Genomic DNA, 24,077 nt, shown 5'->3' with positions numbered 1-24,077 from the left:
GGCTTATGCCGCTTTTTTTGTCTCTGAAAATCGTGATTGTGAATAACTTTTTTGAAAATAAATCGAAATACATGTCCTTTTTTTCAATTTTCTCTGTGGATAAGATCATACATATACGGTGATCAACCTATAGTTATCCAAATAACAACTTTCTAGGTAATTCCCCCTTGTGTATAAGTAGCCATTTTGATCCCAGCTAATCCTCATTATGATCAAAGTTAGATCACACCCTTTGATCCAAAAAAGATCCATGATCTTGTTGATCATTTTCTACTTATCCACAGACACCCTCGATCCTAATAATAGATCTAATAAAAGATCTCTCTAAAGATCTTATCTATATTAATTAAAAACAGCTTTTTCGAAAAATTCCAAAAACGTTTTCTCAAGCTATGAAAACAGGTAGAATATCGCTCCTTTTTATCAATCTAGAAACGTTTGAGTACCTGAGGTCGGTTCATGCTTTATCACGAAAAATTTGACGTCATCGTTGTTGGTGGTGGCCATGCAGGAACGGAAGCCGCACTCGCATCTGCACGTACTGGTCAAAGTACGTTATTACTAACTCATAATATCGATACGTTGGGACAGATGTCTTGTAACCCAGCCATTGGCGGGATCGGTAAGGGCCACTTGGTAAAAGAGGTCGATGCTATGGGTGGATTAATGGCGCAAGCTATTGATCATGCAGGTATTCAGTTCAGAACATTAAACGCATCAAAAGGCCCTGCGGTACGTGCAACTCGTGCACAAGCTGACCGCGCACTTTACAAAGCCTTTGTCCGTAATGTTCTTGAAAACACACCAAACCTAACTCTGTTCCAACAGTCGGTTGATGACTTGATCGTTGAACAAGATCAAGTGGTGGGTGTGGTTACGCAAATGGGCCTCAAATTCCGCGCTAATGCTGTGGTCTTAACGGTAGGCACATTCCTAGGCGGTAAGATTCATATTGGTATGGAAAGTTCATCGGGTGGACGTGCGGGTGATCCACCATCGATCGCGCTCGCTGACCGTCTTCGTGATCTTCCATTTCGTGTTGATCGCCTGAAAACGGGTACACCTCCTCGCATCGATGCACGCAGCGTTGATTTTTCTGAGCTTGAGGTTCAACACGGCGATAATCCGACTCCGGTTTTCTCATTCATGGGTAACCGAGCTCAGCAGCCGCGTCAGATTCCATGTTACATCACGCACACTAACGAAAATACGCATGACGTTATTCGTGCCAACCTCGATCGCAGCCCGATGTACGCTGGTGTGATTGAAGGTATTGGCCCTCGTTACTGTCCGTCGATTGAAGACAAAGTGATGCGCTTTGCTGATAAAAACAGTCACCAAATTTTCATTGAGCCTGAAGGCCTAACGACGCACGAGTTATACCCGAATGGTATTTCAACCAGTTTACCGTTTGATGTTCAGGTAAAAATCGTTCACTCAATGAAAGGTTTTGAGAACGCACACATCGTCCGTCCTGGCTACGCGATTGAGTACGACTTCTTTGACCCTCGCGATCTTAAACTGACTTACGAGACCAAGTTTATTAAGGGGTTGTTCTTTGCGGGGCAAATCAATGGCACCACTGGCTACGAAGAAGCTGCAGCACAAGGCTTAATGGCCGGTTTGAATGCGAGTTTGTTTACGCAAGGCAAAGAGGGCTGGAGCCCACGCCGCGATCAAGCTTACATGGGTGTACTTATTGATGACTTGTCGACGATGGGTACTAAAGAACCGTACCGAATGTTTACATCTCGCGCGGAGTACCGCTTGTTGCTTCGTGAAGACAACGCTGATATCCGTTTGACTGAAAAGTCACGTGAACTTGGCTTGGTCGACGATGCTCGTTGGACGCGATTCAACGAGAAGATGGAAAACATGGAGAAAGAGCGTCAACGTCTTAAAGAAACATGGATTAATCCAAAATCTGAAGATATTGATCAATTGAACCAGATCCTGAAAACACCAATGTCTCGTGAAGCGAGTGGTGAAGATCTTCTTCGCCGCCCTGAAATGACTTATTTACAGCTAACGTCGTTGGATCGTTTTGGTCCTGCACTGGAAGATCAACAAGCCTCAGAGCAAGTTGAGATCCAAGTGAAGTACGATGGCTATATCCAACGTCAACAAGATGAAATTGAAAAATCACTGCGTCATGAAAACACCAAACTGCCGGCTGACATCGATTACAGTAAGGTAAAAGGGCTTTCTAACGAAGTGGTTCTTAAACTAACTACCGCTAAACCAGACTCAATTGGTATTGCATCGCGAATCTCAGGTATCACACCTGCTGCAATTTCAATTCTGTTGGTTTACTTGAAAAAACACGGCCTGTTGAAAAAAGGTGAGGAAGCATAATGAGCGCATTACGCGAAAAACTGGATCACCTGATTGGCCAGACTGAACTTGAAGTATCTGAAAAGCAACGCAGCCAATTGGTTGGCTACGTTGAGTTACTAAACAAGTGGAACAAAGCATACAATCTGACGTCAGTTCGTGATCCGCAAGAAATGATGGTGAAACATATCTTAGATAGCATCATTGTTAGCACTCACTTACAAGGCAAGCGCTTTATTGACGTTGGCACAGGCCCTGGTCTTCCTGGGATTCCGCTCTCAATCATGAATCCTGACTGCGAGTTTTACTTGCTAGACAGCTTGGGTAAGCGTATTCGTTTTATCAAGCAAGTGATTCATGAGCTGGGTATCGACAACGTGGTGCCGATTCAAAGTCGCGTTGAAGAATTTCAACCAGAAGAAAAGTTTGATGCCGTGCTCAGTCGCGCATTTGCATCAATGACAGACATGGTAGAGTGGTGTCATCATTTACCTAAAGAGCAATCCGGTGTATTTTTGGCTCTTAAGGGACAACATCCTAGAGACGAAATCGACCTGTTACCTGAATGGTGTTCAGTGACAGACATTAAAGCTTTGCAAGTGCCAGAGCTTGATGGAGAGCGTCATCTAGTTACTTTATCGCGTCAGGGATAATCAGCGAGGCCATAGTGGGTAAAATCGTAGCAATTGCCAACCAGAAGGGTGGCGTAGGAAAAACAACAACTTGCATTAACTTGGCAGCATCAATGGCGGCAACAAAGCGCAAGATATTGGTTGTTGACCTCGATCCTCAAGGTAATGCCACGATGGCGAGCGGTGTTGACAAGTATCAGGTTGAAGCAACTGCTTACGATTTGCTAGTTGAAGACACCCCATTTGATGAGGTAGTTTGCCGAAGTACATCTGGCAATTATGACCTTATCGCCGCAAATGGTGATGTTACAGCGGCAGAAATCAAATTGATGGAAGTGTTTGCTCGTGAAGTTCGCCTAAAGAACGCGTTGGCATCCATTCGTAATAACTATGATTTCATCTTTATCGATTGCCCACCGTCATTAAATCTTCTTACAATTAATGCGATGGCTGCGGCCGATTCCGTATTGGTTCCTATGCAATGTGAATACTTTGCTCTGGAAGGTTTGACTGCGTTGATGGATACCATTAGCAAGCTCGCTGCGGTGGTAAATGAGAATCTGAAGATTGAAGGTCTTCTGCGTACTATGTACGACCCTCGTAACCGCTTATCGAACGAAGTATCTGATCAACTCAAAAAGCACTTCGGTAGCAAAGTCTATCGAACTGTGATCCCTAGAAATGTGCGTCTGGCAGAAGCGCCGAGTCATGGCAAGCCAGCAATGTACTACGACAAATATTCTGCAGGAGCTAAGGCATATCTTGCTCTTGCTGGCGAAATGTTACGTCGTGAAGAAGTCCCAGTATAGGTCCAACCAAAGGAATTCGCTCAATGTCTAAGCGTGGTTTAGGAAAGGGGCTAGATGCATTGCTTGCAACTAGCTCATTAGCTCGTGAAAAGCAGCAAGTTGCTTCTTATAGTCAGGCGTTGTCGGCTGATGGTGAGCTTATCGAATTGGCTGTTGGTTGCTTAAAGCCAGGTGTATATCAACCGCGTAAGGATATTGCGCCGGAAGCGCTAGAAGAGCTGGCAGCATCAATCCAATCTCAAGGTATTATTCAGCCAATCGTTGTACGCCCCTTAGCGCACGACCAGTTTGAGATTATTGCTGGCGAACGTCGTTGGAGAGCTGCTCGTCAAGCTGGCCTTAAGCAAGTGCCATGTCTAATTAAGAGAGTCGAAGACAAGGCCGCGATTGCGATGGCATTGATCGAGAACATTCAGCGTGAAGACTTGAATGCTATCGAAGAAGCACAAGCGTTAGAGCGCTTGCAGAACGAATTTGAGCTGACACATCAACAAGTTGCTGAAGTGATCGGTAAATCGAGAGCAACGGTTAGTAACTTATTACGTCTAAATCAGCTCGAAAATGAAGTAAAAGGTTTAGTTTCCAACAAACACCTGGAAATGGGGCATGCTAGAGCATTGCTTGCGCTCGAAGGCGATACCCAGGTTGAGGCAGCAAACACTGCGGCAACCAAAAAAATGACCGTGCGTCAAACTGAGCAGCTTGTTAAAAAGTGCTTAAAGCCAGACGTTGAATCAGAATCGAAGCAAGAAGACACTGAAGCTATCGAACTTTCACGAAGACTCACGGAAAAATTGCAAGCAAACGTTTCAGTTACTCGTTCTGTTAGTGGGAAGTCAAAAGTGACAATTACTCTTGATGAGCCTCACAAATTAGATCAACTTATTGCTAAATTAGAGTACTAAGTGAGATAATTGATTTAGGTCAATTATGTAATGAACAAGTGATTTCGTACAAAAGTTGTCGGTTTGTATACAAAAATGTAAATGATTGCTGCATTCTTATTGCAATCAATTTGGCTGAACGTATAATTTTCGCCAATTTATCAGCACGCTTTTAAGCGAGTATCAAAGTAGGCTTAAAAGAGGAACGAATACATGGTAGCGGCGTTAGCAAGACCAGGACGAGTGCTTGCAAAGCAAATGTTATTGATCGAGCTTAGCGCGGTTATATTAGTGGCGATAGGGTTAGGTTTAGCTGTTAATCCTGATTGGGGTTTTGCTGCATTAATCGGTGGCGGTATTTTTGTCATCGCGAATGTAGTTTTTTGTGTGTGTGCTTTTCTATTTTGTGGAGCTCGCGCAACTAAGTTAGTTGCGGCGTCGTTCTATGCAGGTGAAGCGCTCAAAATCTTAATCACAGTTCTACTATTCTCTATCGTCTACATGTATATGCAGGTGGAATTAATTCCCCTCAAACTGACCTATTTACTGGTTCTAGGTATTAATATCTTTGCGCCAGTGCTTTTCATTAACAATAAAAAATAGGATGAGTTATGGCTGCGCCAACAGCATCCGGATACATTGAACACCATTTACAAAACCTTTCTTTAGCTAAGTTTGGTCTTGTAGAGGAGACAAGTTTCTGGAACGTACATATAGACAGTCTGTTTTTTTCGGTGTTGACAGGGATGTTATTCCTTTGGGTTTTTCGCTCAGTCGCTAAGAAAGCAACAGTAGGTGTACCTGGTAAGCTTCAGTGTTTTGTTGAAATGGTAGTGGAATTCGTTGGTGACAACGTTAAAGAAACTTTCCATGGCCGCAACCCTCTGATTGCCCCACTAGCACTGACTATATTCTGCTGGATTATCATTATGAACTTGATGGACTTAGTGCCTATCGATTTCTTACCATATCCTGCAGAGCATTGGCTAGGTATCCCTTACTTGAAAGTGGTTCCTACAGCTGATGTTAATATAACAATGGCAATGGCTTTAGGTGTTTTTGCTCTGATGATCTACTACAGCATCAAAGTGAAAGGTCTAGGCGGATTTGCTAAAGAATTGGCACTGCATCCATTTAATCACCCAATCATGATTCCATTTAACTTGGTACTTGAGGTAATTTCGTTATTAGCGAAGCCACTATCTCTAGGTATGCGTTTATTTGGTAATATGTTTGCGGGTGAGGTGGTGTTTATTCTTATCGCGGCAATGCTACCGTGGTACTTACAATGGGTAGGTGCACTACCTTGGGCTATCTTCCATATCTTGGTTATTTTGATTCAAGCGTTTGTTTTCATGATGTTGACAATCGTTTACTTATCAATGGCTCATGAAGATAGTGATCACTAAAAAATTTTTAAGCTTTATTCTAACTATTAATGTTAATCGGAGAACGTAAATGGAAACTGTACTAAGTTTTTCAGCAATCGCTGTTGCTATCATTGTTGGTCTTTGTGCCGTAGGTACTGCAATTGGTTTTGCTATTCTTGGTGGTAAATTCCTAGAAGGCGCTGCGCGTCAACCTGAAATGGCTCCAATGCTACAAGTTAAGATGTTCATCATCGCTGGTCTATTGGATGCTGTTCCAATGATCGGTATCGTAATCGCACTACTATTCACGTTTGCTAACCCATTTGTTGGTCAACTAGCAGGCTAATTAACTTCTAAATAGTTAATTAAATTTTTGTAGTTGATTCTTAACGAGGGGTAGCTGTTGTGAATATGAACGCAACTCTGCTAGGTCAAGCAATTGCTTTTTCACTGTTTGTTTGGTTCTGCATGAAATATGTATGGCCACCAATCATGCAAGCAATTGAAGAACGTCAGAAAAAAATTGCTGACGGTCTGGTAGCCGCTGAACGCGCTGCTAAAGACTTGAACCTGGCACAAGCCAACGCTTCTGAGCAAATGAAAGAAGCAAAGCGCACTGCAACTGAGGTTATTGATCAGGCAAACAAACGTAAAGCTCAAATTATTGATGAAGCACGCGAAGAGGCTCAGGCAGAACGCCAGAAGATCTTAGCGCAAGCTGAAGCAGAAATTGAAGCAGAGCGTACACGTGCCCGTGATGACCTGCGCAAACAAGTCGCAACTCTGGCTATAGCTGGTGCTGAGAAAATCCTTGAACGTACAATCGATAAAGATGTACACGATGATCTTCTTAACAACATTACTGCAAAACTTTAAAGCAAGGGGCTGTATATGTCTGATTTGACTACAATCGCACGCCCCTATGCTAAAGCAGCGTTTGACTTTGCGGTAGATAAAGGTGAGCTAGACCAATGGGGTCAAATGCTTACTTTTGCTGCCGAAGTGGCACAAAATGATGATGTTCACAATTTATTAAGCGGTTCTATGACTGCTGAAAAATTAGCTGAAGTATTCATTGTAATTTGTGGCGAACAATTTGATGAATTCGGTCAGAACTTAATTAAAGTGATGGCAGAGAATGGCCGCTTAATGGCTTTTCCTGATGTTTGTAAAGAGTTCTTTATACTCAAAAAAGAGTATGAGAAAGAGATCGACGTTGAAGTAACTTCAGCGGTAGAACTTTCTGAAGAACAACGTGCAGAAATCAGCAGCAAATTGGAACAGCGCTTAGCGCGCAAAGTTCAGCTGAATTGCAGTATAGATGAGACTCTACTTAGTGGAGTTATTATTCGAGCCGGAGACCTAGTCATCGATAACTCAGCGCGCAGTCGTTTAGACCGCCTGAGCGATGCATTGCAGTCTTAATGGGGATTGGAGCATGCAACTTAATTCCACTGAAATTAGCGATCTAATTAAACAACGTATTGAATCTTTCGACGTTGTTAGTGAAGCTCGCAATGAAGGTACTATCGTTTCTGTAAGCGATGGCATCCTTAGCATCCACGGCCTAGCGGACGTGATGCAAGGTGAAATGATCGAACTACCGGGTGGCCGTTACGCTCTAGCACTAAACTTGAACCGTGATTCGGTTGGTGCTGTTGTAATGGGCCCGTATGCTGACCTACAGGAAGGCATGAAAGTTACAGGTACTGGTCGTATTCTAGAAGTACCAGTAGGTCCTGAAATGCTTGGTCGTGTTGTAAACACGCTAGGTGAGCCAATTGATGGTAAAGGTCCAATCGAAGCTAAATTGACTTCGCCTGTAGAAATTATCGCACCAGGTGTAATCGACCGTAAATCGGTAGATCAACCTGTTCAAACTGGTTACAAGTCTGTTGACTCAATGATCCCTATCGGTCGTGGTCAACGTGAACTAGTAATCGGTGACCGTCAGACTGGTAAAACAGCAATGGCGATCGATGCGATTATTAACCAAAAAGATTCTGGTATTTTCTCTATCTACGTAGCTATCGGCCAAAAAGCGTCGACTATTGCTAACGTAGTTCGCAAACTAGAAGAGCACGGCGCACTAGCAAACACTGTTGTTGTTGTTGCATCTGCTTCTGAATCTGCAGCGCTGCAATACCTTGCACCGTATGCTGGTTGTGCGATGGGCGAATACTTCCGTGATCGCGGTGAAGATGCACTGATTGTTTATGATGATCTATCTAAGCAAGCTGTCGCTTACCGTCAAATCTCGCTACTACTTAAGCGTCCACCAGGTCGTGAAGCGTTCCCAGGTGATGTTTTCTACCTTCACTCTCGTCTACTTGAGCGTGCAGCTCGTGTAAGCGAAGCATACGTAGAAAAATTCACTAACGGCGAAGTGACAGGCAAGACTGGTTCTTTAACAGCTCTTCCTATCATCGAAACGCAAGCTGGTGACGTATCTGCATTCGTACCAACGAACGTAATCTCGATTACTGATGGTCAGATCTTCCTACAAACTGAGCTATTCAACGCGGGCGTACGTCCAGCTGTTGACCCAGGTATCTCAGTTTCTCGTGTAGGTGGTTCGGCGCAGACTAAAATCATCAAGAAGCTATCTGGCGGTATCCGTACTGCTCTAGCTCAATACCGTGAACTTGCAGCATTTGCTCAGTTCTCTTCGGATCTTGATGAAGCGACTAAGAAGCAGCTAGACCACGGTCAAAAAGTTACAGAACTGATGAAGCAGAAGCAATACGCTCCTATGTCTGTATTTGACCAAGCTCTAGTAATCTTCGCTGCAGAGCGTGGATACCTTCAAGACGTTGAACTTTCTAAAGTTCTAGACTTTGAAGCTGCTTTACTGTCGTTTGCTCGTGGTCAATACGCTGATCTAGTAACACAGATCGACGCAACGGGTGCTTTCAACAAAGAAATCGAAGCTGAGCTGAAGAAGCTTGTTGACGATTTCAAGGCAACCCAGACCTGGTAATTGGTAGGTGGTCTTAGGGCCACCTCATACCATTAACGGAGAGTAACGATGGCCGGCGCAAAAGAGATACGTAATAAAATCGGTAGTGTTAAAAGCACACAGAAGATTACGAAAGCAATGGAAATGGTAGCAGCTTCAAAAATGCGTCGTTCTCAAGACGCAATGGAAGCTACTCGTCCATATGCAGAAACAATGCGTAAAGTGATCGGTCATTTGGCTAATGGTAGCCTCGAGTATAAGCATCCTTATCTTGAGGAACGTGAAGCCAAACGTGTTGGTTACATCATCGTTTCTACAGACCGTGGTCTTTGTGGTGGTTTGAACATTAACTTGTTCAAGAAAGCCATGAACGACATGAAAGATTGGTCTGAGAAAGGTGCTGATGTTGAGCTTGCAATTGTAGGCTCTAAAGCAACAGCATTTTTCAACAACAGCGGCGCGAAAGTAGCAGCTCAAGTTTCTGGTCTGGGCGATCGTCCAAGCCTTGAAGACTTGATTGGCTCTGTGAGCGTTATGCTGAAGAAATATGATGAAGGCGAACTAGATCGCCTGTTCGTAGTGTTCAACAGGTTTGAAAACACTATGGTTCAAGAACCAACGATCGATCAATTACTTCCTTTGCCTAAATCAGACAGCGAAGAAATGAAACGCAGTCATTCTTGGGACTACATTTATGAGCCCGAGCCAAAACCACTACTAGATGCACTATTGGTTCGCTATGTCGAATCTCAAGTGTACCAAGGTGTGGTCGAGAACCTTGCTTGTGAGCAAGCGGCTCGAATGATTGCAATGAAATCAGCAACAGATAATGCTGGTGACATTATTGATGACTTAGAACTTGTGTATAACAAAGCCCGTCAATCGGCGATTACACAAGAACTTTCTGAGATCGTTTCAGGCGCAGCTGCGGTTTAAGCTTAGGTAAAACTAAATAGTTAGAGGATTAACGATGGCTACAGGTAAGATCGTACAGATCATCGGTGCGGTAGTCGACGTAGAGTTCCCACAGGGCGAAGTACCTCGTGTATACGATGCTCTGAATGTTAATGAAGTGAAAGAGCGTCTAGTTCTTGAAGTTCAGCAACAACTTGGCGGTGGCGTAGTTCGCGCAATCGTAATGGGTAGCTCTGATGGTTTACGTCGTGGTTTGACAGTTGAAAATACTGGCGCTCCAATCTCAGTACCAGTAGGTACTAAGACATTGGGTCGTATCATGAATGTCCTAGGTGACGCGATTGATGAGTGTGGCGAGATTGGTGCTGAAGAGCATTACGCCATTCACCGTGAAGCTCCAAGCTACGAAGAGCAGTCTAACGAGACAGCTCTTCTAGAAACTGGTGTTAAAGTAATCGACTTGATTTGTCCATTCGCTAAGGGTGGTAAAATCGGTCTATTCGGTGGTGCTGGTGTAGGTAAGACCGTTAACATGATGGAACTTATCAACAACATCGCACTTCAACACTCAGGCCTATCTGTATTTGCAGGTGTAGGTGAGCGTACTCGTGAAGGTAACGATTTCTACTTTGAGATGCAGGAAGCAGGTGTTGTAAACATCGAAAAACCTGAAGAATCAAAAGTAGCGATGGTTTACGGCCAGATGAACGAGCCACCAGGTAACCGTCTACGTGTTGCACTGACTGGTCTAACAATGGCAGAGCGTTTCCGTGACGAAGGTCGTGACGTTCTACTGTTCGTTGATAACATCTACCGTTACACACTAGCAGGTACTGAAGTATCAGCACTTCTAGGTCGTATGCCTTCTGCGGTAGGTTACCAACCTACACTAGCTGAAGAAATGGGTGTTCTACAAGAGCGTATCACGTCAACTAAAGCTGGTTCTATCACGTCTGTACAGGCGGTATACGTACCTGCGGATGACTTGACTGACCCGTCTCCAGCAACAACGTTCGCTCACTTGGATGCAACGGTTGTACTTAACCGTAACATCGCATCTATGGGTCTATACCCAGCGATCGACCCGCTAGATTCTACTTCACGTCAACTGGATCCATTGGTAGTTGGACAAGAACACTACGACATCGCTCGTGGCGTTCAGTCTACTCTTCAGCGCTATAAAGAGCTGAAAGATATCATTGCTATCCTAGGTATGGACGAGCTATCTGAAGAAGATAAGCAAGTTGTATCTCGTGCTCGTAAGATTGAGAAGTTCCTAACTCAGCCTTACCACGTAGCGGAAGTATTTACAGGTGACCCAGGCGTTTACGTACCTCTTAAAGAGACTCTACGTGGCTTCCAAGGTCTTCTATCTGGTGAATACGATGACATTCCAGAGCAAGCGTTCATGTACTGTGGTGCAATTGACGAAGCTATCGAGAATGCTAAGAAGCTATAAGGCTAACTAGGAGGCGATATGGCAGCAATAACCTTTCACCTAGACGTTGTAAGTGCCGAGAAACAAATTTTCTCTGGTCTTGTTGAGACGTTTCAGGTGACCGGTAGTGAGGGTGAGCTTGGTATTTTCCATGGTCACACTCCACTGCTGACCGCTATCAAGCCTGGTATGGTGCGTATTGTTAAGCAGCACGGCCACGAAGAAATTATTTATGTTTCTGGTGGTATGGTAGAAGTTCAGCCTGGTACAGCGACTGTACTGGCTGATACAGCTATCCGTGGTGAAGAGCTAGACGCAGCAAAGGCGGAAGAAGCTAAACGCAAGGCTGTGGAGAATATCCAAAATCAGCATGGCGACATAGACTTCGCACAAGCGGCCGGTGAACTGGCTAAAGCCATTGCTCAGTTACGAGTTATCGAACTGACAAAGCAGCGTCGTTAATCTTTTTAAGATTATAGACTCTGAGATAAAGGCGACCTAAGGGTCGCCTTTTTGCATTTTTAGGTTCTGAAAAATGCATCTTTTAAGCATCACTACTGGTTAAATGGTTATTGTGATTTAATTTTTTGGCCAAAAACGGTTACAATATCGGCTTAATAAAAATACTGTTGGATAGGTTTACAATGAAGTTTAGCGCAGTGATTCTCGCGGCGGGCAAAGGCACTCGCATGTATTCAAACACACCAAAGGTTCTGCACACGCTTGCGGGTAAGCCAATGGTGAAGCATGTTATCGATACATGTAATGGTTTAGGCGCTCAAAATATCAACCTGGTTTACGGCCACGGTGGTGATCAGATGAAGGCTACTCTAGCTGAAGAATCTGTAAATTGGGCACTGCAAGCTGAGCAGCTAGGTACTGGTCACGCTGTAGATCAAGCATCTGCACATTTCGCTGATGATGAAAAAGTATTGGTGCTATACGGTGATGTTCCACTGATCTCTCCTGAAACCATTGAAAACCTATTAGACGCTCAACCAAACGGTGGTATCGCACTACTAACGGTCGTGTTAGACAACCCGATGGGCTACGGTCGTATCATTCGTCGCAATGGCCCGGTTGTCGCTATCGTTGAGCAAAAAGATGCAACCGATGAGCAGAAGCTTATCAAAGAGATTAATACTGGCGTTATGGTTGCTACTGGTGGCGATCTGAAACGTTGGTTGTCTGGCTTAAGCAACGATAACGCACAAGGTGAATACTACCTGACTGACGTTATTGCAGCGGCTCACGATGAAGGGCGTGCGGTTGAGGCTGTACATCCAGTAAGCCCAATTGAAGTTGAAGGCGTGAACGACCGCTCTCAACTGGCTCGTCTAGAGCGCGCTTACCAAGCTGAACAAGCAGACAAGTTATTAAAGCAAGGCGTAATGTTACGTGACCCAAGCCGCTTTGACCTACGTGGTGAGCTTCAATGTGGTATGGATGTTGAGATTGATACCAACGTAATCATTGAAGGCAGCGTAAGCATTGGTGATAACGTGGTTATCGGCACTGGTTGTGTACTTAAAGACTGTGAGATTGATGACAACACTATCGTTCGCCCATACAGCGTAATCGAAGGTGCGACAATTGGTGAAGACTGTACGGTTGGTCCTTTCACTCGCTTACGTCCAGGAGCTGACATGCGTAACAATTCGCATGTAGGTAACTTTGTTGAAGTGAAGAACACTCGTCTTGGTGAGGGTTCTAAAGCGAATCACCTTACTTACCTAGGTGATGCTGAGATCGGTCAACGTGTAAATGTGGGTGCGGGTGCTATCACTTGTAACTACGATGGCGCGAACAAGTTTAAGACCATCATTGGCGATGACGTATTTGTTGGCTCAGACAGCCAATTAATCGCACCTGTTACTATTGGCAACGGCGCAACTGTCGGTGCGGGCTCTACAGTAACGCGCGATGTTTCTGAAAATGAGCTAGTTATCAGCCGTGCGAAAGAGCGCAAGATTGCCAACTGGCAGCGTCCGACTAAGAAAAAGTAGTCTCAACTATAAATCAGATGACTGCGATAGAGCTAATAGCACTGCTATTGGTTTTTCTTAGATATCTAGATATAAAAAAAGAGCGATTAATCTCGCTCTTTTTTGTTTTCTTTAACCTAGAAACTAGTCTTGTTTCTCGTCAGCGACCACTCGAGAGTTGTCTGGTGTCGCGAAGTGTTCAGAAAGCTCTTTGTTTGAAACAATATAGCCAACCCACAATGCACCCAAACAAATCACAACCGCGATACCCGTTGCGCTTAGTGCTTGGCTAGCCATTGCCGCGACCAATGCACTTGATAGGCCACTGATACTGATTTGCAGGCTGTTTTGTAGGCCAGCAGCTGTTGCTGGGCTTTGCTTAGCACTTGATAGAGCACGGTTTACTACTATTGGGTAAAGTGCACCGTTTGCTACGGCAATCAAACAGAAAGGCGCAAGCAGAGGCCAGATTGACGTCAGTTCCCACTGTGATGCAATGAAGATAAGCATCGCTGCAACGCTGAACAAACCGATAAGATTTCTTAGTACAGCGCCATCACCATATTTCTTCACCGCTTGCTTACCGAAATAACCACCCGCCATGAACGCGATTGTCTGTGGGATAAAGCTCAAGCCGATGTCTTTTGCTTCATAACCTAGCTGAGCCATTATCTCTGGCATACCCGTTAGGTAAGCGAAGAACGCTGCAGATGCCGAAGCAAACATTAAAACATTACCCATGTAAGGCTTTGATTTTATCAACATCTTGATGTCTGTCTTAATCGATGTCTGCTTTACTTCAGGCGCTTCTTTTGGTTGAGCCATTGTTGTTGCAATTAGTAGTGCGCCCATCAAAGTCAATGTAATGAAGATACTGTGCCAGCCAAAGCTGTTTGCTAGCAACACACCCAGTTGAGGTGCTAGTGCTGGAGATAGCGCTACTAGAGGCATGATAGTAGCAAAAATTTGCTGGCTACTGCTTTGCGAGTAACGCTTGATAACCATTGCTTGCCAGATTACCGCAGGCGCACACACACCGATCGCTTGAATGAAGCGCAGTGTTAGTAGGTGCCATACCTCGGTGCTGAATGCCAAGCCGAATGACGCTGCCGTAAAGATAACAAGACCAACCGCTAGTGTGTTGCGGTGACCATACTTGTCACTCGCCAGACCCCAAAGAAGCTGACCCATTGCCATACCGCCAAGGAATACAGTTAGAGACAGAGCAATCTGCTCTGGGCCGGTTGCGAAATCAACTTCCATTGCCTTAAATGCAGGAAGGTACATATCGGTCGCAATAAAGCCAAGCATTGAAAGTACTGCAAGGTAGACCAATTGAAATTTAGAAATATTCATAAGATGCCATTAAGCTAAAGGTAGTGATGTTTTTATCATCAAAAAAATTGTTTGATATACAGAAGTGAAAGCCCCTGTTTATTTGTGCTGACATTCTATTTTTCAGGCCTGATAAAATAAAACGCTAAAATATGTGGTTATCAATCAAAAAATTTGAAGGCTTATGTTCTCTAAATCCTCTTTAGAAATGCTCGATACTGTTGCTCGCTTAGGCAGTTTTACTGCGGCGGCAGAACAATTGCACAAAGTGCCCTCAGCGATCAGCTATGGGGTTAGGCAGGTAGAGCAAGAGCTTGATGTTCTACTTTTCAGACGGTTACCAAGAAAAGTAGAGCTGACACCTGCAGGTGAGTTGTTTATTGAAGAGGCTCGTCAACTGCTGAGACAGATGGAAGAACTCAGTGCCCAGACTCGCCGAGCTGCGCGTGGTTGGAAGAAAACCTTGCGCTTAACGCTTGATAACGTGGTTAAGCTCGACAAGATGAAGCCGATGATTGAAGAGTTTTATCAAACTTTTGAGTTCGCTGAACTGCAGATTAACATGGAAGTGTTTAACGGCTCTTGGGAAGCCATTGCACAGGGCAGGGCGGATGTCGTGATTGGTGCAACCTCGGCGATTCCGGTTGGTGGTGACTTTGAAGTTAAGGATATGGGGCGGTTAGATTGGGCATTTGTGATGTCACCAAGTCACCCGTGTGTGCGAGAGCAAAACCTTAATGAAGCCTTTGTCAGTCAATACCCAGCAATATGTTTGGATGATACCTCTAGTGTACTGCCTAAGCGACACACAGGGCACTTTTCGAATCAAAGGCGTCTATTGTTACCTAACTGGTACAGTGCGATAGAGTGTCTTAAAAATGGTGTTGGGGTGGGTTACATGCCAAGGCATATCGCCGCACCTATTATTGAGCAAGGTTTGCTGGTAGAAAAAATATTACCTGAGCCAAGCCCGCAGAGTCATTGCTGCTTAGTGTGGCGTAAAGACGACAACCATAAGTTGATCGAGTGGATGGTTAAGTATTTAGGATCGAGTGAACAGCTTCACCAAGATTGGTTGGATCATCGCAAAGCGATCTAATGATGTGATCCGTTGAAGATCATTCGGGTTAGGTTTTAGTCTCGCCCATAAAAAGAGCGAGTAAATACTCGCTCTTTTTGATTCGGTCGTTAACTCTTATGACAAGAAGAACTTGTAGGAAGGGTTATCGGTTTCATCTTTGCATTGGTAGCCGAGTTCTTCTAAGTGCGTAGAGAACTGAGCCAAATCGTCATCACCAAGCTCAAAACCACACAGCACACGACCGTAATCAGCACCATGGTTACGATAGTTGAACAAGCTGATATTCCAGTGAGTCCCTAAGGTATCAAGGAATTTAATCAATGCTCCTGGGTATTCAGGGAACTCAAAGCTGTACAGACGCTCTTTCAATGGTTTCGATGGTTTGCCGCCAATCATGTAACGAATATGAAGTTTTGCCATCTCGTCATCAGACAAGTCGACAACCGCGTAGTCACCCTCACGTAAGTCATTGATGATGTGTTCGAGTTCTTCTTGTCCACCTTGTAGGCGTACACCAACGAAGATATTCGCCAGGCTTTCGTCGTTGTGGCGGTAGTTAAACTCAGTCACCGCTCGACCACCAATAATGTTACAGAACTCTAGGAACGCACCTTGTCGTTCTGGAATAGTCACCGCAAGTAGACCTTCTCGCTTCTCACCCAATTCACAACGCTCAGAGACATAACGCAGACCGTGGAAGTTGGTGTTAGCACCAGACAATACCGTTGCTAGTTGCTTATTTTGCAGTTGGTTTTGTTCTGCAAACTTCTTAAGGCCTGCCAGAGCAAGCGCTCCTGAAGGCTCAGCAATTGCACGGGTGTCTTCAAAGATGTCCTTTACCGCAGAGCAGATTTCATCGCTAGAGACTGTAATATGACCATCAATGTACTGTTGGCAAAGACGGAAGGTTTCTTCACCAATGCGTTTAACCGCAACACCATCAGCAAACATGCTGACCTGATCCAGTACCACTGGTTCACCCGCATCCAGTGCTGCTTTCAAGCAAGCCGAGTCTTCAGGCTCTACCGCAATCACTTTAATCTCTGGCATCAGTTGTTTGATTAGTACTGCAACACCAGCGGCTAAGCCACCACCACCAACCGGCACAAAGATATAATCCATGTGACCGTTTTGCTGCAGCATCTCCATGCCCATAGTGCCTTGCCCTGCAATCACCAGTGGGTGATCGAAAGGAGGAACAAAGGTGAAGCCATGTTCAGCCGATAGGCGTTCAGCTTCCGCTTTTGCTTCATCGAAATTACTGCCGTGCAGAACCACTTTGCCACCAAATCCGCGTACCGCATCGACCTTGATATCTGGCGTCGTTTTTGGCATCACGATTGTGGTTTGAATACCTAGCTTAGAGCCAGATAGCGCCATACCTTGTGCGTGGTTTCCTGCTGATGCTGCAATCACACCTGCGGCTTTCTGTTGTTCAGAAAGGCTTGAAACCATGTTGTAGGCACCGCGTAGCTTAAACGAGTGTACCGGCTGGCGGTCTTCTCGTTTGAGCTGAACCTGATTACCGATACGAGCGCTTAAACGTGGCATATCTTGCAGAGGTGTCACAATCGCTGCTTCGTAAACCGGCGCTCTCAGGATCTGACGCAGATAATCTGCGCCAGTTTGTTTTTGGGGGCTGGAGGTGTCATCACTCATAGTTAGCCCTCAAGTTTAGACTTATCACGTACAGCGCCTTTGTCGGCACTGGTCGCCATGCTTGCATAAGCTTTCAGTGCGAAAGACACTTCACGCTGACGGTTTTCTGGTTTCCAGCCTAGAGCATCCTGTTTAACTCGACGTGCTTCAAGCTCTGCTTCTGGCACATCAAGTGTGATTGAGCGGCTAGGGATGTCGATAGTGATAATATCGCCAGTGTTCACTAGACCAATCACACCGCCACTTGCTGCTTCTGGAGAAGCGTGACCGATAGATAGACCTGATGTACCACCAGAGAAACGTCCGTCAGTTAGAAGCGCACACGACTTTCCTAGCCCCATCGATTTTAGGTAAGTCGTTGGGTAAAGCATCTCTTGCATGCCCGGACCACCTTTAGGACCTTCGTAACGAATAACAACCACTTCGCCGGCTTTTACTTTACCCGCTAAGATGCCGTCTACTGCCGTATCTTGGCTTTCGAATACGATTGCAGGGCCTTGGAATTTAAGGTTTTCTTCATCAACACCCGCGGTCTTAACGATACAACCATCAACCGCGATGTTACCTGAAAGTACCGCTAGTCCACCTTCTTGGCTGAATGCGTTTTCTTTAGTACGGATACAACCTTCTTTGCGATCGTCATCAAGACGATCCCAACGACAATCTTGTGAGAAAGCTTTAGTTGTACGGATGCCCGCAGGACCAGCACGGAAGAACTTAAGCACGGCTTCGTCTTCTGTCTGCATGATGTCGTACTGTGCAAGTTGCTCTTGCATGCTTAGACCAAGTACCGTGCGAGTTTGGTTGTTTAGTAGACCTGCACGGTCAAGTTCACCAAGGATAGCCATTACGCCACCAGCGCGGTGAACGTCTTCCATGTGGTATTTCGGAGTTGAAGGTGCCACTTTACATAGGTGTGGAACACGGCGAGACATCGCATCGATATCATCCATATCGAAATCAATGTCGCCTTCTTGAGCTGCTGCCAAAAGGTGAAGAACGGTGTTACTAGAACCACCCATTGCGATATCAAGTGCCATCGCATTATCAAAGGCAGCGCGGTTTGCAATGTTGCGTGGCAGTGCTGATTCGTCGTCTTGCTCGTAGTAACGCTTGGTTAGATCAACGATACGCTTACCGGCATTGATGAACAGCTCTTCACGGTCTGCGTGTGTTGCCAGCATAGAACCGTTACCAGGCTGAGATAGACCAAGTGCTTCTGTTAGACAGTTCATTGAGTTTGCAGTGAACATACCTGAACATGAACCACAGGTTGGACATGCTGAACGCTCTACTTGCTCACTTTGCTCATCAGAAATGGTTGGATCGGCGCCTTGAATCATCGCGTCAACAAGGTCGAGCTTGATGATTTGATCTGAAAGCTTGGTTTTACCTGCTTCCATTGGGCCGCCTGATACAAAGATCACTGGGATGTTAAGGCGCATTGCGGCCATCATCATTCCCGGAGTGATTTTGTCACAGTTAGAGATACACACCATCGCATCTGCACAGTGTGCATTGACCATGTACTCTACCGAGTCTGCGATAAGCTCACGTGATGGTAGTGAGTACAGCATACCGCCGTGACCCATTGCGATACCATCATCCACAGCGATGGTGTTGAATTCTTTAGCGATACCGCCCGCTTTCTCGATTTCACCCGCAACCAGCTGACCCATGTCTTTAAGATGAACATGGCCTGGTACAAATTGAGTGAAAGAGTTTACAACCGCGATGATTGGCTTACCGAAATCATCATCTTTAACGCCAGTTGCACGCCATAAAGCGCGCGCACCAGCCATGTTGCGTCCGTGGGTAGTCGTTGCTGAACGATAGATTGGCATTGCTTAAATCCTTATAAAATATTTGGCTGTTGCTTACTTAGTTGTTTGCGTTTGGTTTGCTGAAGTTTGGTCTGCTGGGTAAACATAATCTAACCAGCCCCACTTATCTTCAGTCGTGCCATTGAATAAACCAAAGTAAGCCGCTTGAACTTTTTCAGTGATAGGACCGCGTTTGCCTTCACCTACTGTAATTTTGTCTACGCTGCGAACCGGAACGATTTCGGCAGCTGTGCCTGTCATGAATACTTCATCGGCAAGGTATAGTGCTTCACGAGCAATGTTCTCCTCACGGATCTCATAACCCATGTCTTTTGCTAGTGTCATGATCGAATCACGAGTGATACCCGGCAGAATTGCGCTGGTCGCTGGTGGCGTTGATAGTACGCCGTTACGTACCACAAAGATGTTCTCACCTGCACCCTCTGAAAGGTAACCATCAACACTCAGTGCGATGCCTTCATCGTAACCATGACGACGAGCTTCACCACCAACCAGTAGTGAAGATAGGTAGTTACCACCGGCTTTTGCTGCGGTTGGGATGGTATTTGGCGCTGCACGATTCCAGCTTGATATCATCGCATCTACGCCATTTTCTAGCGCTTCTTCGCCTAGGTAAGAACCCCAAGGGAAAGCAGCGATGATCAGATCCATCTCAGTGTTTTCTGGCGGGCAGACACCCAAACCAACGTTACCAACGAAACCTAGAGGGCGGATGTACGCAGACTGTAGCTTATTTTGGCGTAGCGTTTCGCGAGTCGCTTCCATAATTTCTTCCTCTGTGTAAGGAATTGGGAAGCGGTAGATTTTCGCTGAGTCTTTTAGGCGCTTAGCATGCTCTGGGTGACGGAAGATAACCGGACCCTTTGGCGTGTTGTAACAACGAACACCTTCAAACACCGAAGTACCGTAGTGCATTGCGTGAGTCAGGACGTGAACGTTTGCCTCTGCCCAAGGAACCATTTCACCGTTAAACCAAATATAGTCTGCTGTTTTAGCTGTCATGTTAGCGGTTCCTTATGCGTTTATCTTTTGTTGTAAGTTGTTGTTTGGCAATTCATTACGGCTTATCGAGATAACGTCAACGGTACGCACATCCCACAGCTTTTCGATTTGGTTTACCAAGAAAGAGATCGGACGCTCACTGTCGACAATGATCTCAACACTCGCCACTTTGCTTTCGTGGTTTTGAGTGCCAGCTACTTGCTTAACAATAAAGCCACGGTGGCGGATAACACGAAGAACACGCTCTAGTAGTACAGGCTTATCATCGGCTTTGATGTCTAATAGGTATCTTTTCATGTTATGTGTTCTCCAACATCTCACTGTTTGAAGCACCTGGCGGTACTAGTGGCCATACGTTCTCTTCTTCATCGATAAGAACATGAAGTAGGTAAGCGGTTTTGCTCTCTAGCATCTCTTTCAGTGCTGGTTCTACTTCTTCTTTACGCGTGATGGTTTTGCCCGGGATATCAAATGCTTTCGCTAGCATGACGAAATCCGGGTTGTCATCCAAGATGGTTTCACTGTGTCGGCCATCAAAGAACAGCGATTGCCATTGGCGAACCATGCCTAAGCGCGAGTTGTTAAGCAGCACCATTTTTACTGGGATTTGGCGACGCTTCAGCGTACCAAGCTCTTGAATGTTCATCATGAACGAGCCGTCACCAGAGATAAGTATAGATTGGTCATTAGGACGACCAACCGATGCACCCATGGCTGCAGGTAGGCCAAAGCCCATAGTGCCTAAGCCCGCTGAAGTGATGAAGTTTTGTGGATCGCGTGGCTGAATGTGTTGAGCTGCCCACATCTGATGTTGGCCAACATCGGTCGAAACCATAGAACTCGCAGGCATCATGTCTGACAGTTGTTTCAACAACAGAGGTGCGAAGATAAGGTCGCCAGGGTGGTCGTAACGCCATTTGAATGAGCTACGAAGGCCTTCGGAGTGATGAACCCAAGAAGAGATGTCTTGGCTTAGCTCCAGTTGAGGCATGATCTTGTTGATGTCACCACGAATTGGTGCATCGGCAAGACGTAGTTTACTGAACTCTGCCGCATCGATATCAATATGGATAACTTTAGCGTGCGGTGCAAAGGTGTCGAGCTTGCCGGTTACTCGGTCATCAAAACGAGCGCCAACAACAATCAACAGGTCACTTTCTTGAACCACTAGGTTAGCGGCTTTGGTGCCGTGCATACCCAGCATACCCAAGTAGTGTGGGTCGTCACGTTCAATGGTGCCTAAGCCTTTTAGTGTGCTTACTGCAGGCATTGGGTTTAGACGTAAAAACTCACGAACAGCATCGGTTGCTTTCGCCAGTTGAACGCCACCACCTACGTATAAAACAGGACGAGTCGCTTGAGACAAGAAGTACTGAGCTTGCTCAATAGCATCCGTTGTCACTACAGGAATTGCGGGTGGTGTAAATTCAGGAAGAGTTTTTACAGGGGACTCTGCTAGTTGAACATCTTTAGCGATATCGACAATAACCGGACCGGGACGCCCTGCTTTTGCAACGATAAATGCTTCAGCCAATGTCGGCGCAAGATCTTCAATATCGGTAACAAGGTAGCTGTGTTTAGTACATGACAGAGACATACCAATCACATCCATTTCTTGGAATGCATCGGTACCAATGTGGGAACTAGCAACTTGACCTGTGATCGCTACGAGTGGGATGGAATCCATAAAAGCATCAGCAAGACCTGTGACTAGGTTAGTTGCACCCGGGCCTGAGGTTGCCATACAAACAGCGACGTCTTGCGTTGCTCGAGCCATACCGATAGCGGCCATTGCAGCGCCTTGCTCATGGCGACATAGGATATGTTCAACCCCGCCGTCATAGAGTGCATCGTAGATTGGCATGATGGCACCGCCAGGGTAACCAAATACGGTCTCAATGCCTTGTTGCTTGAGTGCGGATACGACCAGTTCTGCGCCTTTCATCGTAATTCCTCCGTATTACCTTTGTTTTGGTAATTGTTTCCATTGTCTCTGCACATCTTGTGCTCCCATTCTTCCTGTAAATCGGCAAAGCCGAAAATGTTTCAAAATATAAAATCGAATGTCTAAATTAGAAAAAACCCCCGGACTTTTCAGTGCGGGGGTTTTTTCTAATTCGTGGTTACTTTTTTCCCACTCGCCCCCGAGCAGTCTCAATAATGACTACGATAATCAGGTTAATCAGTGCGTAAATGCGAGCGTTAAATGTCATAAAGTTCGAGTTTTCTCGTTTATTGTCTTAAGTAAATGTCTACATCTCTAGTGTTATCACACAAATCTGCTGCATGACAAGGAAAATGTCATTCTTTTTTCACATTAAAACACCATTCCACCACGCTATATAACAACCTTATGGCTTTGGTGAGCAATGAATATCCAGAGTGAATACTTTTAAATCAAAGACAAAGGAAAGTTATGGGACTCGCAATAATTCATAGCCGAGCTAGTGTGGGTGTAGAGGCACCAGAAGTGACTGTGGAAGTGCATATTAGCAACGGAATGCCCGGTTTTACGCTGGTGGGTCTACCTGAAACGACGGTTAAGGAATCTAAAGATCGAGTAAGGAGTGCCATCATCAATTCTCGCTTTGAATTTCCATCGAAAAGAATCACGGTCAACCTTGCACCTGCAGATTTACCCAAAGAGGGAGGACGTTTCGATCTGCCAATTGCGCTTGGGATTTTGGTGGCGTCAGATCAGCTTCCTACATCAAAAATAGTTCAACATGAATTTATCGGTGAGTTGGCGTTATCGGGAGAGCTGCGTTCAGTCAAAGGAGTGCTACCAGCAACATTAGCGGCGGATAGTGTTGAGCGATGCTTGGTGGTTCCGCACCATAACGGTGATCCGGCGGCCTTAGTTGGCAAGGGAGCGCATAAATCTGCACAAACCTTGTTGGAGGTTTGCGCTGATATGTGTGGCCAGGCTCAGCTTGGTTTATATCGAACCGAGCATCATCATGTCGATGTGTCTGATAATCGTGACCTACAAGATATTATTGGCCAGCAACAAGGTAAGCGAGCACTGGAGATCGCCGCAGCGGGCAACCATAACCTTCTTTTTCTCGGCCCGCCCGGAACTGGAAAAACCATGCTGGCGTCTCGATTGCGCGATTTGTTACCTGAGATGAGTGATGACGAGGCGATGGAAACCGCTTCGGTGGCCTCTTTAACGCAGCAAGAGATCAATCAATACAACTGGAAGCAACGACCTTTCCGTTCCCCACACCATTCGAGTTCGATGGCAGCATTGGTCGGTGGTGGCTCGATACCTCGCCCCGGTGAGATCTCTTTAGCACATAATGGCTTATTGTTTCTTGATGAGATTTGCTTAATCCCAATAATTAAAATATGTCAAAGTGCTGATAATTGCTGAAATATAAGGGCTTATTTTTTATTTTTGATTTCTCTCACTTTGATAGTTATCAATCTGACAACTAGACTGATTACTAGCTGTCAATTTGAATCTATAGGGGGGGGGGTGTGAATATCAAAACACTGAATGAGTTGTCTTTATTAAAAACGGCACTGTCAGTCGAATACTCTAACTATCTAAGGTTTTCTGCTGAACTCTTAATTAACAAGAAAGATATACAAGCAACATTGAATGTTTATGCAGCTTACTGCTACTTGGTTGAAAAAGGTAACTATACAGCATTTGAGATTTTGAGTGACTCAAACGCACTCAATGTACATTTTCGGTTGCTAGTTGGTTTCGTTTATAGACACGATGAAATCACATCCGAACGCAGATACATTTTGTGTAAAAAACTAACGTATCCGCCCCATGAACCCACGGGGCGACTTGTCAGTGTTTGAAGTTCCAAGGT

21 protein-coding genes and 1 pseudogene are annotated in these 24,077 nt (G+C 45.3%); 16 read left to right on the top strand and 6 right to left on the bottom strand.

What is annotated here, in order from left to right:
• The first annotated feature begins 459 nt into the window (after positions 1-459).
• The 14 genes from mnmG to glmU all read left to right on the top strand — a co-directional run bounded on the left by mnmG (position 460) and on the right by glmU (position 13,347).
• The gene (mnmG, locus tag ACED60_RS19655; protein ID WP_371728277.1) at positions 460-2,355 is read left to right on the top strand and encodes a tRNA uridine-5-carboxymethylaminomethyl(34) synthesis enzyme MnmG; all 1,896 of its coding nucleotides are present in this window, start codon (positions 460-462) and stop codon (positions 2,353-2,355) included.
• A complete protein-coding gene (gene rsmG / locus ACED60_RS19650) occupies positions 2,355-2,987 on the top strand; it encodes a 16S rRNA (guanine(527)-N(7))-methyltransferase RsmG (protein WP_009848127.1) in 633 nt (210 codons plus the stop codon). Before mnmG ends, rsmG begins: the two co-directional genes overlap by 1 nt.
• A 14-nt stretch (positions 2,988-3,001) precedes the next feature.
• Positions 3,002-3,775: a ParA family protein gene (locus ACED60_RS19645; RefSeq protein ID WP_009848126.1), complete on the top strand. Its 774-nt coding sequence runs from the start codon at positions 3,002-3,004 to the stop codon at positions 3,773-3,775.
• A gap of 23 nt (positions 3,776-3,798) precedes the next feature.
• Positions 3,799-4,680 carry a ParB/RepB/Spo0J family partition protein gene (locus tag ACED60_RS19640; RefSeq protein WP_012605105.1) on the top strand — a complete coding sequence of 294 codons (882 nt, stop codon included), beginning with the start codon at positions 3,799-3,801 and terminating at the stop codon, positions 4,678-4,680.
• A gap of 192 nt (positions 4,681-4,872) precedes the next feature.
• Positions 4,873-5,262 carry a F0F1 ATP synthase subunit I gene (locus ACED60_RS19635; protein ID WP_008221392.1) on the top strand — a complete coding sequence of 130 codons (390 nt, stop codon included), beginning with the start codon at positions 4,873-4,875 and terminating at the stop codon, positions 5,260-5,262.
• An 8-nt stretch (positions 5,263-5,270) separates the two neighbouring features.
• Entirely contained in the window at positions 5,271-6,068 is a 798-nt protein-coding gene (gene atpB / locus ACED60_RS19630; protein WP_009848124.1) for a F0F1 ATP synthase subunit A, read from the top strand.
• Between the two features lie 49 nt (positions 6,069-6,117).
• Entirely contained in the window at positions 6,118-6,375 is a 258-nt protein-coding gene (atpE, locus tag ACED60_RS19625; protein WP_004411110.1) for a F0F1 ATP synthase subunit C, read from the top strand.
• Between the two features lie 59 nt (positions 6,376-6,434).
• On the top strand, positions 6,435-6,905 hold the full coding sequence (gene atpF / locus ACED60_RS19620) for a F0F1 ATP synthase subunit B (RefSeq protein WP_010433231.1): 471 nt from the start codon (positions 6,435-6,437) through the stop codon (positions 6,903-6,905).
• Positions 6,906-6,920: 15 nt separating this feature from the next.
• The gene (gene atpH / locus ACED60_RS19615) at positions 6,921-7,454 is read left to right on the top strand and encodes a F0F1 ATP synthase subunit delta (protein ID WP_009848122.1); all 534 of its coding nucleotides are present in this window, start codon (positions 6,921-6,923) and stop codon (positions 7,452-7,454) included.
• Positions 7,455-7,467: 13 nt separating this feature from the next.
• Positions 7,468-9,009, top strand: coding sequence for a F0F1 ATP synthase subunit alpha (gene atpA, locus ACED60_RS19610; RefSeq protein ID WP_009848121.1), 1,542 nt, complete (start codon positions 7,468-7,470; stop codon positions 9,007-9,009).
• A 48-nt stretch (positions 9,010-9,057) separates the two neighbouring features.
• Positions 9,058-9,924 (top strand): F0F1 ATP synthase subunit gamma, encoded by an 867-nt coding sequence (atpG, locus tag ACED60_RS19605; protein ID WP_004735739.1) that lies wholly within the window; start codon positions 9,058-9,060, stop codon positions 9,922-9,924.
• A gap of 34 nt (positions 9,925-9,958) precedes the next feature.
• Complete coding sequence (gene atpD, locus ACED60_RS19600; protein WP_009848119.1) at positions 9,959-11,362, top strand: F0F1 ATP synthase subunit beta; 1,404 nt, start codon at positions 9,959-9,961, stop codon at positions 11,360-11,362.
• Positions 11,363-11,380: 18 nt separating this feature from the next.
• Complete coding sequence (locus tag ACED60_RS19595; protein ID WP_004735742.1) at positions 11,381-11,803, top strand: F0F1 ATP synthase subunit epsilon; 423 nt, start codon at positions 11,381-11,383, stop codon at positions 11,801-11,803.
• 182 nt (positions 11,804-11,985) lie between these two features.
• Positions 11,986-13,347 carry a bifunctional UDP-N-acetylglucosamine diphosphorylase/glucosamine-1-phosphate N-acetyltransferase GlmU gene (gene glmU, locus ACED60_RS19590; RefSeq protein WP_029222948.1) on the top strand — a complete coding sequence of 454 codons (1,362 nt, stop codon included), beginning with the start codon at positions 11,986-11,988 and terminating at the stop codon, positions 13,345-13,347.
• 123 nt (positions 13,348-13,470) lie between these two features.
• Here the strand turns inward: glmU and punC are convergent, their stop codons facing one another.
• Positions 13,471-14,682: a purine nucleoside transporter PunC gene (punC, locus tag ACED60_RS19585; RefSeq protein WP_371728276.1), complete on the bottom strand. Its 1,212-nt coding sequence runs from the start codon at positions 14,680-14,682 to the stop codon at positions 13,471-13,473.
• A 163-nt stretch (positions 14,683-14,845) separates the two neighbouring features.
• On the opposite strand from punC, the gene punR reads away from it, so the two are divergent.
• A complete protein-coding gene (gene punR, locus ACED60_RS19580; RefSeq protein WP_009848116.1) occupies positions 14,846-15,760 on the top strand; it encodes a DNA-binding transcriptional activator PunR in 915 nt (304 codons plus the stop codon).
• 96 nt (positions 15,761-15,856) lie between these two features.
• Here the strand turns inward: punR and ilvA are convergent, their stop codons facing one another.
• Genes ilvA through ilvG form a run of 5 tightly spaced genes read right to left on the bottom strand, consistent with a single transcriptional unit; the run spans position 15,857 to position 22,192 of the window.
• Positions 15,857-17,401 carry a threonine ammonia-lyase, biosynthetic gene (ilvA, locus tag ACED60_RS19575; RefSeq protein WP_371728275.1) on the bottom strand — a complete coding sequence of 515 codons (1,545 nt, stop codon included), beginning with the start codon at positions 17,399-17,401 and terminating at the stop codon, positions 15,857-15,859.
• 2 nt (positions 17,402-17,403) lie between these two features.
• A complete protein-coding gene (gene ilvD / locus ACED60_RS19570) occupies positions 17,404-19,245 on the bottom strand; it encodes a dihydroxy-acid dehydratase (RefSeq protein ID WP_009848114.1) in 1,842 nt (613 codons plus the stop codon).
• Positions 19,246-19,278: 33 nt separating this feature from the next.
• Positions 19,279-20,247, bottom strand: a complete 969-nt coding sequence (locus ACED60_RS19565) for a branched-chain amino acid transaminase (RefSeq protein ID WP_371728274.1) — start codon at positions 20,245-20,247, stop codon at positions 19,279-19,281.
• Between the two features lie 12 nt (positions 20,248-20,259).
• Positions 20,260-20,544 carry an acetolactate synthase 2 small subunit gene (gene ilvM, locus ACED60_RS19560; RefSeq protein WP_009848112.1) on the bottom strand — a complete coding sequence of 95 codons (285 nt, stop codon included), beginning with the start codon at positions 20,542-20,544 and terminating at the stop codon, positions 20,260-20,262.
• Between the two features lies 1 nt (position 20,545).
• On the bottom strand, positions 20,546-22,192 hold the full coding sequence (gene ilvG / locus ACED60_RS19555) for an acetolactate synthase 2 catalytic subunit (RefSeq protein WP_012605098.1): 1,647 nt from the start codon (positions 22,190-22,192) through the stop codon (positions 20,546-20,548).
• Positions 22,193-22,663: 471 nt separating this feature from the next.
• On the opposite strand from ilvG, the pseudogene ACED60_RS19550 reads away from it, so the two are divergent.
• Positions 22,664-23,575: pseudogene (locus ACED60_RS19550) on the top strand (YifB family Mg chelatase-like AAA ATPase); the annotation flags it as partial.
• Between the last annotated feature and the right edge of the window lie 502 nt (positions 23,576-24,077).

The organism is Vibrio sp. 1F279 (genome assembly GCF_041439815.1).
GTDB lineage: Bacteria > Pseudomonadota > Gammaproteobacteria > Enterobacterales > Vibrionaceae > Vibrio > Vibrio tasmaniensis_A.
Note: the sequence above shows the minus strand (reverse complement) of the source record. Positions and strands in the feature narration are given on the sequence as shown.

Coding starts and splice junctions, on each gene's coding strand:
- mnmG (WP_371728277.1), top strand. CDS start 460: ATGCTTTATCACGAAAAATTTGACGTCATCGTTGTTGGTGGTGGCCAT.
- rsmG (WP_009848127.1), top strand. CDS start 2,355: ATGAGCGCATTACGCGAAAAACTGGATCACCTGATTGGCCAGACTGAA.
- ACED60_RS19640 (WP_012605105.1), top strand. CDS start 3,799: ATGTCTAAGCGTGGTTTAGGAAAGGGGCTAGATGCATTGCTTGCAACT.
- ACED60_RS19635 (WP_008221392.1), top strand. CDS start 4,873: ATGGTAGCGGCGTTAGCAAGACCAGGACGAGTGCTTGCAAAGCAAATG.
- atpB (WP_009848124.1), top strand. CDS start 5,271: ATGGCTGCGCCAACAGCATCCGGATACATTGAACACCATTTACAAAAC.
- atpE (WP_004411110.1), top strand. CDS start 6,118: ATGGAAACTGTACTAAGTTTTTCAGCAATCGCTGTTGCTATCATTGTT.
- atpH (WP_009848122.1), top strand. CDS start 6,921: ATGTCTGATTTGACTACAATCGCACGCCCCTATGCTAAAGCAGCGTTT.
- atpA (WP_009848121.1), top strand. CDS start 7,468: ATGCAACTTAATTCCACTGAAATTAGCGATCTAATTAAACAACGTATT.
- atpG (WP_004735739.1), top strand. CDS start 9,058: ATGGCCGGCGCAAAAGAGATACGTAATAAAATCGGTAGTGTTAAAAGC.
- atpD (WP_009848119.1), top strand. CDS start 9,959: ATGGCTACAGGTAAGATCGTACAGATCATCGGTGCGGTAGTCGACGTA.
- ACED60_RS19595 (WP_004735742.1), top strand. CDS start 11,381: ATGGCAGCAATAACCTTTCACCTAGACGTTGTAAGTGCCGAGAAACAA.
- glmU (WP_029222948.1), top strand. CDS start 11,986: ATGAAGTTTAGCGCAGTGATTCTCGCGGCGGGCAAAGGCACTCGCATG.
- punC (WP_371728276.1), bottom strand. CDS start 14,682: ATGAATATTTCTAAATTTCAATTGGTCTACCTTGCAGTACTTTCAATG.
- punR (WP_009848116.1), top strand. CDS start 14,846: ATGTTCTCTAAATCCTCTTTAGAAATGCTCGATACTGTTGCTCGCTTA.
- ilvA (WP_371728275.1), bottom strand. CDS start 17,401: ATGAGTGATGACACCTCCAGCCCCCAAAAACAAACTGGCGCAGATTAT.
- ilvD (WP_009848114.1), bottom strand. CDS start 19,245: ATGCCAATCTATCGTTCAGCAACGACTACCCACGGACGCAACATGGCT.
- ACED60_RS19565 (WP_371728274.1), bottom strand. CDS start 20,247: ATGACAGCTAAAACAGCAGACTATATTTGGTTTAACGGTGAAATGGTT.
- ilvM (WP_009848112.1), bottom strand. CDS start 20,544: ATGAAAAGATACCTATTAGACATCAAAGCCGATGATAAGCCTGTACTA.
- ilvG (WP_012605098.1), bottom strand. CDS start 22,192: ATGAAAGGCGCAGAACTGGTCGTATCCGCACTCAAGCAACAAGGCATT.